Here is a 10,884-nt window from a genome sequence, read left to right as displayed (position 1 = left end):
CATAACGCTAGGCGCTATTCGGATATTACTACAATAATACTAAGGAAACGACGGCAGATTGCGCGCCGCCGCCCGACTTATTTTTTCCCTTTCGGCGGCTTGCGGCCCGCCTTTGCCGACGCCGCAGCGGCCGGCTTCACGGCCAGTTCGCGGTAGCCAAACGTCGGATCCGCCTCGCGCCCGAACTCCACGTCTTCCAGCACGCCCAGCACCAGCTCGGCGGTGGTATACACCACGTTGCCATCGAGCAGGTGCCCGCCGATGGTGCGCCCGGTCGAGTCGGCCACGGAGAGGTGCAGGTGGCTGCCGCTCTCGGCCAGCGTGCCCACCAGCGACACGATTTCGAAGTGGCCGCGGTACACCGTCGGGCCTTCCTGGTTGGCCAGGCGCAGGGTCACCTGGGTCAGGCTGCCCACGCAGGTCAGCACGGCGGCGGCGCGCAGGTGCTGCTGTTGCGTCAGCGCGGTGAGCTGCTGGCGCAGGTCCTGGCCGGGGCGCAGCCGCAGCGTGAGCGTGTGCATGCGCGAGGCGTGGGCAGTGACTTCCGGAGCAGCGGGCGGCGTGGGCATGGCGGCGGGTGTTTGGGCAAAGACCGGCGCGTTGAGCAGCAACGCGGCGCTGGCCAATAACAGGAAACGCATCGGGTAAAGGTAAGGCCGGCTCCCCGTCATCCTGAGGCGTAGCCGAAGGACCTTCCTCAAGCCTTGCGCGGACTGACAAGCGCAGCCACCAACGCCCTGTCGTCCGGGCTTGATGGCCGCGCTTGTCAGTTAATGCAGTTGCCGAAAAAGCGTCTGCACTTCGTAGGCAGCGGCGGTGCAAGGTTCGAGCAAGGTCCTTCGGCTACGCCGTACGCCAGATGAAGAATGACCGTGCTTTTTTTGTCCTCCCTACCCCCGAAAAAAGAAAAAGCCGGTTGCAGCCGGCTTTTTCTCTTCACTCCGCTCATCCTGCCTTTTCCGAAACAGGGTATGCGGTAAGTTCTGTTTAGCGGTTGAAGCTCACGCTGCTGTAGCGGGCTTTGATGTTTACGTTGGCCGCGGGCTTCACCTGCACGCCGCCGTACTGGCCCTGCATTTCGGTGCTCGACGAGCTGTTTTCCTCGCTATGCACCTTCACCAGTCGCTTGTCCATCAGCACCTTGCCGTTCTCCGAGTTTACGTCGAAGTTGAAGCCGGCGTTGTCGGGGAAGTTCAGCAGGATGGTGCTGTAGCCCCCGTCGACGCTGATGCGGCGGAAGTTGGGGCCGGTGGTGCGTACCTCGAAGGAGGGGCAATACTGCACCTTCATGTCCATCTGCTCGGCCACTTTGTCGATGCTGAAGCGCGAGTAGCCGGTCGAGCCCTGCAGGTTGTACACCGTGCCCAGGTTCACGTCGCCGTACTTGCTGAGCACGGCCAGGCTCTGCACCGTGCCCATGTCGATGTCGGAGCCGTTGTTGCGCAGATCCACCCGCAGTCCTTCTTCCAGCCGCAGGCGCGAGTGGTTGGCCTCGATGGTAGCCTGCCGGGCGTAGGGCAGCACGGCGGCGCCGTTGTTGAGGCGCACCGAGTTGCGCGGGCCTTCGAGGCGGCCGGTGCGCAGGCTGCCGTAGCACACGGCCAGGTCGGTGGGGCCGGTCAGGTCGCCGGTCAGGCTCACGTCGCCGAAGCTGTTCTTCACCTTCAGCGGCGTGCTCTTGGGCATCCAGATGGTGTAGTTGATTTCGTAGATGCGCTGCCGACTCCAGCACTCCTTGGGCATTTCGCCCAGCTGGGTTTTGAGCAGCAGCCCGACCTCGGGGTTGGCGTTTTCCTGCATCAGCACCTGAATCATGTCGAGCAGGCGCTGGGCCTTATCGTCCTCGTCGGCGCGGGCCACGATGTCGACTTCGGCCTTGATTTCGTTGCGCGTCCAGGTATTCACCTGCACACGGCCGTAGCGCGTCTCCACCGTCAGCGGGCGGCCCGCCACGGCGGCGAAGGAACGGGTGATTTTGCGGGTTTTCTCGGCCGTCAGGCCGCCGTTGTTGCCGGGCTCGGGCTGCGGCTGCGCGGGGCTGGTCTGCGCCGGAGTCGTCTGCCCGTCAGCCGGCTGCTGCAGCTGCTGAAAGCGGGCGTCCAGGGTTTCGTCCCAGAACCGGTCGGCGGGGCAGGGCTGCACGTACCCGCCGGCCGGCCGGGCCGCGGCGGACTGCGCCGCGGCGCCGCGAGGGCCGGCGGCCACAGCCAGCAGGGCCGTCAGCGCCAGAATGCCCTGCCGAAAAGGTCGAATCGGGGAATGCATGGGGTGGAAGGAAAAGCGGGGGTTACTTGTCGGCGGCGAGGGTGTACGCGTCGTCGTGGTACTGGCGAATCTGCTCCCGGGTGCGCAGCTGCTGGTTCAGGATGTCCAACCGGATCTGCAGGTTCTGGTTCATCGCGTCCAGCACGGCGTTCGGGTCGGGGTTCTGAAACAGGTCGGCGCGCAGCTGCCGGTAAGTGGAATCCTGCGCGGCCATTTCCTGCTGCCAGTCGGCGTCCTTGGGCATGGTGCCGGGCGCGGCGGCGTCGAGCAAATCCAGCTCGTGCTTTTTCTCGCTGATCTGGGCCGCGTAGTAGGTTTCCATGCGCTTCACAGCCTTTTCCAGGCGGCGGGCCGCGGCATTGCTCGATACGGCCAGGGCCTCGGGCTCGTCCATGACGCTTACAGAGGTCGACGGGCCGCCCAGCGTGGTCATGGCGGCCGTGTCGGTGGCGGCCACGGCGCCGGGCGTTTCGTCGGCGCGGCGCAGGCCGTAGCCGCCGGCTACCAGCAGCAGGGCCACGGCCGCGGCGGCGGCGTAGCGCTGCCAGCCAAAGCTAGCGGCGGGAGCGGTAACCTGGGGCTGGGTGGGCGCCGGGGCCGCCGGGAAGGGGTGCAGGGGCACGACGGGGGTGGGCGTCGCGCCGGAGGCTTCGTCAGCGTCGGCCGGCTGGTCGAGGCGGGCTTCGAGGGCGTCCCAGAGGTCGGGGCGCGGCTCGAAGGCGTCGAAGTCGGCGCGGTTGCGCTCGACGAAGGCCTCAAGTCCGGAGTTGGGTTTCATGACAGTCATGGTTCTTTCGCACGGGGCTCCCCGCGGCCGGGGCGCTGATTGGGTGGGACGCCCTTGGTGGCCGCTGATCTTATGAAACGATGATTACAGTCCTTGTTCGCGGGCCAGGTCCAGCAGCTTCTTACGGGCGCGGCTGTACTGCGACTTGGACGTGGATTCGGTGATGCCCATGATGCTGGCAATTTCGCCGTGGTCGTAGCCTTCCAGCAGGTACAGGGTCAGCACGAGGCGGTAGCCGTCGGGCAGCTCCTGAATGCAGCGGCGCAGCACATCGGCCCGCCACTGCACGTCGTCCTGCTCGCCCGGGGTGAGGGCTTCTTCGGAAGCGGCGCCGTCGTGCTGCTCGGCCAGAGGCACCAGCTGCAGGCGGCGGTTGCGCAGGCAGTTGATGCTCTTGTTGATGACGATGCGCTTCAGCCAGCTGCCGAACGAGGAGTCGCCCTTGTAGGTGTGCAGCTCGCGGAAAGCGCTCAGAAACGACTCCTGCAGCACATCTTCGGCCTCGGCGTAGTCGCCGGTGATGCGCAGCGAGGCGTTGAACATGGCTTTGGCGTAGCGCTTGTATATCTCGGCCTGGGCGCGCCGGTCGCCGAGGCGGCAGCGCTCCACCAGCGGAGCATTAATGTCAACGTAGGCAACGGCTTCCATAGGCGCAGCAGGCGAAGGAGGGGTCAGCGAATCACTAACGGCGGCAGGGGGTGGGTAAAGTTCAGACATCGGCGGCAGATTTTCTACTCCTCTGACCATTAGCGCCTCAAAGACCCCGGCCGATTTAGGAAGGTTGCACCGGCCGCAAACCGGGCGAAACCGGCCGTTTTTTCCCAACTTTAAAGCCGATTTTCCCTTGCCTAGCCCCCGCCGGCCATGAAAGAAGTGCTCAAATCCATCCTGAAACGCCTGCCGATTGCCTTTACCAAGAATCAGCAGTACGATGAGCAGACCCGCGCCGTGATTAAGCGCGTGTGCCGCCCGCAGTCGACTTGTATTGATATCGGCTGCCACAAGGGCGAAGTACTGGACCTGATGCTGGCCGCCGCCCCGCAGGGCAAGCACTTCGGCTTCGAACCCCTCCCCGACCTCTACGCCGACCTGCAGCGTCGCTACGACGCGCCCGGCCTGGCCCGCATCCTCAATGTGGCCCTGAGCAACAGCAAAGGCACGGCTACTTTCAATTACGTTATCAGCAACCCCGCCTACAGCGGCCTGCAGAAGCGCAACTACGACAAGCCCGACGAGCAGGACACCACCATCGAGGTGCAGACCGATTTGATGGACCACGTCATCCCCCAGGATCAGCGCGTCGACCTGATCAAAATCGACGTGGAAGGCGCCGAGTTGCAGGTGCTACAGGGCGCGGTGGAAACGCTGCGCCGCACCCGGCCGGTGGTCATCTTCGAGCACGGCCTGGGCGCGGCCGACTGCTACGGCACCCGCCCCGAGCAGGTGTACGACCTGCTGACGGAAAAAGCGGGCCTGCAGGTGTCGCTGATGAAGCGCTGGCTGCGCAGCGAGGCGCCATTTACCCGGGCCGAGTTCGTGCAGCAGTTTGAGCAGGGCAAGAACTATTACTTTATTGCCTACTCATCGTAACATTCACATGCGTACTCCTGTCCACGTTACAACGTTCCTCACGCTGCTCAGCTTAACTCTGTTTACGGGCTGCGGCAAAAGCAAGATTGATCCAGGCACTGGCGACGGCATCAGCTACCGCGACAGCAGCAATAACCCCGTCGGCGCCCAGGACGATACCGACTGGACTTCTGACGCCACCTGGAACGCGAAGGAGAAAGATCTGTTCAAGGACCTTGCAATGGACCTGAATGGCGCACAGAAGATAGATGCCGTGCGCTCCATCAGCCTGTACCCAAACCCAAACAAAGTGGGCAGTATCAGCTCATTGATCTTGCGGGCTTCAACGTCCTCGGTGCTCCGACGATTGGCCATTGTGATTGTGGACAAGAAGTACAAGGTCAAACATCGCTCTGAGCCTTCGCTATACGGCAACGGGCAGCTACTGACTACACTAGCGCTGCCGGCCGGCGAATATAAAAGCGGCGAATACTACCGCTTGTATTACGTGCTATACGAGCCTGACAACCAACTTCTCTATAAGGGCCACGGCGACATCAAATTGGTGGAATAAGCACCTGCTCAGGTCCTTTTCTTGGTGCTCTTTTCCAGCACTAAGTCCCGCTGTCAGTGGCTGCGAGGCTTGGTGCGGAGCATAAGCTTTGTCGGCTCTACCACAAACTTTCGCCGGCCCACGATGCCGGCCAGGCCGCTCAGGCGGTACATATAGGTGACGGGGCGCAGCTCATCAGCGCGTAACAGCAGGTGGTCAAGGCATCGAAGGTGAGCGAAGGGCCGCACTACGCAGCCGGCCACATTCGGCGCTTCCAGCGTGGCCGGTTGCCCGCATTAGTAGAGCACCTGAATACGCTCGGTGGCGTGGCTGGAAAACGGCATGACGGCCTCGGCTACCTTGGCCCGGCGGGCGAGGGTGGGCACGTAGATGCCGTCCACGGCGCCCTCCTTACGTACCACGCTCACTCGCTGGCCGCGCAGCGAGGCGTCGTTTACGCGCCAGGAGTTCGTGCAGCAGTTTGAGCAGGGCAAGAACTATTACTTTATTGTCTCTACCCGGCCCGTTAGTCCGAAGAGACGTACATACCGCGGTCAGATCAAATGCGTTTATCTGCAGCGCATATGCCTTGCGAATCATTTATGCCGCCAAACAACAGATTTCTCTATATCGTAGCGGGGCTGCTTTGTGCGACCAGTGCACCTGTGGGCGCCCAGCCTACTATTCTGCCCACGCTAGCTAGTCAATACCGCATCGTTTTTGCGGAGGATTTTCGCTATTCTTCCGTCGATTCTTTGCTGAGCCCACATTTGCGCAAGTGGGCGCCGGAGCACACTTGGGGCAACGCCAACTGGATAGCCTCGACGCCGTGCGGCAACATCGGTACCGACAACGTGGCGTATCGCCGCGAGGATATCCGCCTGGTGCCCAATCCGGATGACCCGCGGGATCAGTGCGTCGCGCTGGACTTTAATTACCACGCCGAGCCGCTGCGTCAAGTAACGTCGGCGCGCACCGGCAAAGTGACGACCGGCGAGTTTTATAAGACCAGCGGTATGCTGCGTGCCCTGTTTCGCGGCGACTCGCTCTGCACCGAAGAAGGCTTCCGCTACGGCATCTTTGAAATCCGCTGCCGGGTGCCCAACATTTCAGGCTTGCAGGCGGCTTTTTGGCTGTGGAGCGGCAATGGGGCCTGTGGGCCGCTGCCGGCCGGCTGGACCGCGGGCGACTCCTGGGAAATTGATGGTTTTGAGACCATCAACACTAACGGCCGGCGGGATTTTTTTAGCACACTGCAAGCCAATGCGCTTGGCGGCCACCGCCGCCGCGTCGGCAATTACTACTTCCGCTCAGCCGACGAGCCCGCAGTTCGTTTTCATACTTACACATTGGTCTGGACGCCTCGCACGCTGGCATGGTACCTCGATGGGAAGCTTTATAAGCGCCTGCGCAATCCGCGCAACTCAGACCGCAACCAAGTAGGCATTCCGGATCAGGAAATGGGGCTGCTCTTGAGCACGCATTATCAGTGGGACTGCAAAAATAACTACCACTGCCCCGTACTGCCTGATAGCGTGACTCGCAACGACCAGCAGTGCCCGCAGCCCAACGACCCGTTTCTGGTTGATTACGTGCGCGTGTATCGCCCCGTTGCCCTGAACTCCGATGGCACATGGCCGTTGGTAGACCGCCCCCGGCAGCCCAGACGACTGCCCGCCCCTGCGAAGGAGCAAGCCCGCTAGCCAACGTAAAAAAGCCCCGCTGCCAATGGCAGCGGGGCTTTTTTACGTTGGCCGAAAACGGCCTAGATATCGAACTTGATACCCTGGGCCAACGGCAGCTGGGTGCTATAGTTGATGGTGTTGGTCTGGCGGCGCATGTACACGCGCCAGGCATCGGAGCCGGATTCGCGGCCGCCACCGGTTTCCTTCTCGCCGCCGAAAGCCCCGCCGATTTCGGCGCCCGAGGTGCCGATGTTCACGTTGGCAATGCCGCAGTCGGAGCCGGTGTGAGCCAGGAAGGCTTCCGTCTCGCGCATGTTCAGCGAGAAAATGGACGAGGACAGGCCTTGCCGCACGCCGTTCTGCAGCTCAATACCGTTCTCCACCGCGCCTTCGTACTTGATCAGGTACAGAATCGGGGCGAAGGTTTCTTCCTGCACGGTGTGGTACTCGTTCTTGGCTTCCACCAGCGCCGGCTGCACGTAGGTACCGGTTTCGTAGCCCTTGCCGCTGAGCACCTCGCCGCCGGTGAGCAGCGTACCGCCTTCCTGCTGCACGGCTTCCAGGGCCTTGGTAAAGGCCTGCACCGCGTCGGTGTCAATGAGCGGGCCCACGAGGTTGCCCTCCTGCAGCGGGTGGCCGATGGGCAGCTTGGGGTAAGCCGAGAGCAGGCGCTGCTTCACGTCGTCGTACACGTCGGCGTGCACGATGAGGCGGCGCGTGGTGGTGCAGCGCTGGCCGGCGGTGCCCACCGCCCCGAACAGCACGGCGCGGATGGCCATGTCGAGGTCGGCGTGGGGGGTGATGATGATGGCGTTGTTGCCGCCCAGCTCCAGCAGGGCCTTGCCGAGGCGGGCACCCACCACGGCCCCCACCTTCTTGCCCATGCGCGTCGAACCGGTGGCCGACACCAGCGGTACGCGCTCATCGGCCGACATGAGGCTACCGATTTCGGCGTCGCCTACGATGACGCTGAAGATGCCCTCGGGCAGCTCGTTTTCGCGCAGCACGTCCTTGATGATGTGCTGCACGGCTACGGCCACCAGCGGAGTTTTCTCCGAGGGCTTCCAGATGCTCACGTCGCCGCACACGGCGGCCAGCATGGCGTTCCAGCTCCACACGGCCACCGGGAAGTTGAAGGCCGAGATGATGCCCACGATGCCCAGCGGGTGGTACTGCTCGTACATGCGGTGAGCGGGGCGCTCTGAGTGCATGGTGTAGCCGTGCAGCTGCCGCGAGAGGCCCACGGCGAAGTCGCAGATGTCAATCATTTCCTGCACTTCGCCCAGGCCTTCCTGCAGGATTTTGCCCATTTCGTAGCTCACCAGCTTGCCCAGCGGCTCCTTGTACTCGCGCAGCTTGTTGCCGATCTGCCGCACGATTTCGCCGCGCTTGGGCGCGGGCACCAGGCGCCAGGATTTAAAGGCTTCCTGGGCCGTCGTAACGACCTGCTCGTAGTCCTGGGCGGTGGCCACGCGCACCTTGGCAATCAGCTTGCCGTCGGTAGGCGACGAAATGCTCAGGATTCGCTCGTTGCCGTTACCACCCCACTGCAGGCCGGTGCTGTAGGCCGGGTTGGTAGCCTCTACGCCCAGTTCGCGCAGTACTTGCCGAATGCCGTGGTGGTCGTGGTCAATTACGTCGGTGCCGGTGGCGGTGGCTTCTTCGATGGCCTGTTTCATAAGGAAATGGTGCGGGGTGGGAGTTGCAGCCGGGGCAGGGGCGCGCCCGGTCAGCAAAGCTAGCAAATACCCGTGGCACGCTGCCAGCGCCTCGCCAGCCGTCAGTTGGCCATTATCAGGCGCAGGGCCTGCTGCAGGTCGGGCGTCAGGTCGTGCCGCTCAGCGCCGTACCAGATAAGCGTACCTTCCAGCAGCACCAGCAGGTCCTCCAGCTCGGCGCGCAGGTCGTCCAGCCACGCAAACGGCGCCATCTGCCCGCGCAGCTGAGTTAGCCGTCCGTGCAGGCGGCCCAGGTCGGTATTGGCAGCGGGCAAGGGCAAGGCGCGGGGGCCGGGCGTAGTGGCCACCTTCCGCAGCATGGTCAGCTCTTCGGCGCTGAAGGTGCGCAGGTAGGGCTGCAGCGTCTGCTGCAATACCTGGACGGCTTGCTGGATGTTGGCGCGGGTTCTGGCCTGGAATTGGTCGTCGTTAGCTTCTTCGCTCACTTTCGGTACAGTACTATTGCTACTAACCCGGGGCGGCTGCGGGACCGATAGCCGGTATTCGAAATAAGCCTATAAACGGGGCTTTTGCGCACATACTGGCACAAAAAAGCCCCGCCGTATCCGTGGCAGGGCTTTTTCAGTAAGTGCCGCAGTAGCAGCCAGTCCGCTTAGTCGACCTGCCCGATGGGATAGTAGGACTTGCGGCCGTCGGGGTAGATGCCCTCAACCAGCGCGCCCTGGCTTTGCTTGGCGGCTTCGAGGTAGCGCTTCACGTCCTGGGGCTTGCTCACCTTGTTCTTGTCGATGCGGGTGATGATGAAGCCGTCGGCAATGCCGGTTTCGCGGAAGTTGGAGCCGCGCACGCCGCTGATTTTGGCGCCGCCTTCCAGGTCCAGCTTGTTCATTTCCTGCCGGCTCAGCGGCGAGAATTTGGCGCCTTCGTACTCGATAGAGGCGGTGGTTTCCTCGCGCACGATGTCGGTGGTACCCGACGAGTTACGCAGGGTGGCCGTAGCGCTACGGCGGTCTTCCCCGCGCAGGTAGCTCACCTTGATCTTGTCGCCGGGGCGGTAGCGGGCCACCTGCTCCTGCAGCTGCGAGGAGGTATTCACCTTCGCGCCGTTGATTTCGGTGATGATGTCGCCTTCCTTCAGGCCCGCGTCGGCGGCGGCGCTGTTCGAGCTCAGGCCCACCACGTACACCCCGTCGAGCGACTTCAGCTTTTTCTCCGAAGCCAGCGTGGCGTCGACCTCGCGGATGTTCACCCCGAGCAGGGCGCGCTGCACCACTTTGTACTTCAGCAGGTCGTCGACCACCTTGCTCACGATGGAGCTGGGTACGGCGAAGGAGTAGCCCTCAAACGAGCCGGTGTGCGAGGCAATGGCCGAGTTGATGCCGATCAGGTCACCGTTCAGGTTGACCAGGGCGCCGCCCGAGTTGCCGGGGTTTACTACCGCGTCGGTCTGCAGGAACGACTCGATGCCCATGCGGTCCTCGCGGTTGAGGATGTTGATGTTGCGCCCTTTAGCCGAAATGATGCCGGCTGTCACGGTCGAGTTCAGGTTGAAGGGGTTGCCCACGGCCAAGACCCACTCCCCTACTTTCACGTTGTCGGACGAGCCGTAGCGCACGTAGGGCAGGTTGTCGGCCTCCACTTTCAGCAGGGCCAGGTCGGTGGTGGGGTCGGCGCCGATGAGCTTGGCGGAGTACTTGCGCTTGTCGTCGAGCACCACCTCAATCTTGTCGGCCTTATCGATGACGTGGTTGTTGGTCACGATGTAGCCGTTGGCGGCGATAATCACGCCCGAACCCGACCCGACCTGCGCGCCCTGCGGCTGTCGGCGCATTCCGCCGTCGAAGTCGTCACCAAAAAACTGGCGCAGGAACGGATCCATGCGAATCTGGTCGTTCTGCGCCATTTTAGGGGCGTATTCCGTCATCACGTGCACCACGGCGGGCGTCACGGCCGAGGCGGCCGCCACGAAGTTCAGGCCTTCGGGCACGTTGTAGGTGGAGCTACGCAGCGCGCTGGTGTAGCGCACGTTGGGGTCGGCAGCTACGGCCTGCGGCGCATCGGGGCGCGCGGGTTCCAGCAGCTTGTACCCGCCCACGGCCACGCTCCCGCCGAGAATGGCGGAGCCCAGGAGGCCGAGCATCATTTGTTTGGCTTGCATGGGTAAGCTAAGAAGGGAAAAAAGTGAGTCCGGGCTTAAAGTACGAAACGCTTCGTGAAGCTCCAATGAGCCAGCGGCGCTTTAACGCTAGATACCCGCCGGCTCGTACAGGGTTGCATCAGTTTGCTAAGGCAGCAACACGCGTACCAACAAAAAAGGCACCAACGAAAGGTGCCTTTTTTGCAGTC

General features: G+C 63.0%; 11 protein-coding genes. 3 read left to right on the top strand and 8 right to left on the bottom strand.

The features are described 5' to 3' along the window. Positions 1-77: 77 nt before the first annotated feature. The 4 genes from FDY95_RS17610 to FDY95_RS17595 form a co-directional block, all read right to left on the bottom strand. Positions 78-641 carry a PPC domain-containing DNA-binding protein gene (locus FDY95_RS17610; protein WP_138079800.1) on the bottom strand — a complete coding sequence of 188 codons (564 nt, stop codon included), beginning with the start codon at positions 639-641 and terminating at the stop codon, positions 78-80. Positions 642-987: 346 nt separating this feature from the next. Beyond that, positions 988-2,265: a hypothetical protein gene (locus FDY95_RS17605; RefSeq protein ID WP_138079799.1), complete on the bottom strand. Its 1,278-nt coding sequence runs from the start codon at positions 2,263-2,265 to the stop codon at positions 988-990. Between the two features lie 22 nt (positions 2,266-2,287). Further along, the gene (locus tag FDY95_RS17600; RefSeq protein ID WP_138079798.1) at positions 2,288-3,043 is read right to left on the bottom strand and encodes a hypothetical protein; all 756 of its coding nucleotides are present in this window, start codon (positions 3,041-3,043) and stop codon (positions 2,288-2,290) included. A gap of 93 nt (positions 3,044-3,136) precedes the next feature. Then, a complete protein-coding gene (locus FDY95_RS17595; RefSeq protein WP_111478249.1) occupies positions 3,137-3,700 on the bottom strand; it encodes an RNA polymerase sigma factor in 564 nt (187 codons plus the stop codon). A 216-nt stretch (positions 3,701-3,916) separates the two neighbouring features. On the opposite strand from FDY95_RS17595, the gene FDY95_RS17590 reads away from it, so the two are divergent. Continuing rightward, the gene (locus FDY95_RS17590; protein ID WP_138079797.1) at positions 3,917-4,642 is read left to right on the top strand and encodes an FkbM family methyltransferase; all 726 of its coding nucleotides are present in this window, start codon (positions 3,917-3,919) and stop codon (positions 4,640-4,642) included. A gap of 7 nt (positions 4,643-4,649) precedes the next feature. Continuing rightward, positions 4,650-5,195 carry a hypothetical protein gene (locus FDY95_RS17585; protein WP_138079796.1) on the top strand — a complete coding sequence of 182 codons (546 nt, stop codon included), beginning with the start codon at positions 4,650-4,652 and terminating at the stop codon, positions 5,193-5,195. A 275-nt stretch (positions 5,196-5,470) separates the two neighbouring features. Here the strand turns inward: FDY95_RS17585 and FDY95_RS27000 are convergent, their stop codons facing one another. Next, positions 5,471-5,602 carry a hypothetical protein gene (locus tag FDY95_RS27000; RefSeq protein WP_262710193.1) on the bottom strand — a complete coding sequence of 44 codons (132 nt, stop codon included), beginning with the start codon at positions 5,600-5,602 and terminating at the stop codon, positions 5,471-5,473. A 135-nt stretch (positions 5,603-5,737) separates the two neighbouring features. Between FDY95_RS27000 and FDY95_RS17575 the strand changes: the two genes are divergently transcribed. Further along, the gene (locus tag FDY95_RS17575; RefSeq protein WP_138079794.1) at positions 5,738-6,877 is read left to right on the top strand and encodes a glycoside hydrolase family 16 protein; all 1,140 of its coding nucleotides are present in this window, start codon (positions 5,738-5,740) and stop codon (positions 6,875-6,877) included. A 62-nt stretch (positions 6,878-6,939) separates the two neighbouring features. Here FDY95_RS17575 and amaB read toward each other — a convergent pair whose 3' ends face one another. From amaB to FDY95_RS17560, 3 genes are all read right to left on the bottom strand, one after another. Further along, a complete protein-coding gene (gene amaB, locus FDY95_RS17570) occupies positions 6,940-8,538 on the bottom strand; it encodes an L-piperidine-6-carboxylate dehydrogenase (RefSeq protein WP_138079793.1) in 1,599 nt (532 codons plus the stop codon). A gap of 101 nt (positions 8,539-8,639) precedes the next feature. Then, on the bottom strand, positions 8,640-9,023 hold the full coding sequence (locus FDY95_RS17565) for a hypothetical protein (protein WP_138079792.1): 384 nt from the start codon (positions 9,021-9,023) through the stop codon (positions 8,640-8,642). Positions 9,024-9,190: 167 nt separating this feature from the next. Next, positions 9,191-10,696, bottom strand: coding sequence for a Do family serine endopeptidase (locus tag FDY95_RS17560; protein ID WP_246074065.1), 1,506 nt, complete (start codon positions 10,694-10,696; stop codon positions 9,191-9,193). Positions 10,697-10,884: the final 188 nt, after the last annotated feature.

It is taken from the genome of Hymenobacter jeollabukensis (assembly GCF_005771675.1).
Classification (GTDB): domain Bacteria; phylum Bacteroidota; class Bacteroidia; order Cytophagales; family Hymenobacteraceae; genus Solirubrum; species Solirubrum jeollabukense.
The sequence above is the reverse complement of the archived record's forward strand: the minus strand, read 5'-3'. Positions and strand labels throughout refer to the sequence as shown.

Bases quoted from the DNA above. Each gene is read 5' to 3' on its own strand.
- FDY95_RS17610 (WP_138079800.1), bottom strand. From the start codon at position 641: ATGCGTTTCCTGTTATTGGCCAGCGCCGCGTTGCTGCTCAACGCGCCG.
- FDY95_RS17605 (WP_138079799.1), bottom strand. From the start codon at position 2,265: ATGCATTCCCCGATTCGACCTTTTCGGCAGGGCATTCTGGCGCTGACG.
- FDY95_RS17600 (WP_138079798.1), bottom strand. From the start codon at position 3,043: ATGAAACCCAACTCCGGACTTGAGGCCTTCGTCGAGCGCAACCGCGCC.
- FDY95_RS17595 (WP_111478249.1), bottom strand. From the start codon at position 3,700: ATGGAAGCCGTTGCCTACGTTGACATTAATGCTCCGCTGGTGGAGCGC.
- FDY95_RS17590 (WP_138079797.1), top strand. From the start codon at position 3,917: ATGAAAGAAGTGCTCAAATCCATCCTGAAACGCCTGCCGATTGCCTTT.
- FDY95_RS17585 (WP_138079796.1), top strand. From the start codon at position 4,650: ATGCGTACTCCTGTCCACGTTACAACGTTCCTCACGCTGCTCAGCTTA.
- FDY95_RS17575 (WP_138079794.1), top strand. From the start codon at position 5,738: ATGCGTTTATCTGCAGCGCATATGCCTTGCGAATCATTTATGCCGCCA.
- amaB (WP_138079793.1), bottom strand. From the start codon at position 8,538: ATGAAACAGGCCATCGAAGAAGCCACCGCCACCGGCACCGACGTAATT.
- FDY95_RS17560 (WP_246074065.1), bottom strand. From the start codon at position 10,696: ATGCAAGCCAAACAAATGATGCTCGGCCTCCTGGGCTCCGCCATTCTC.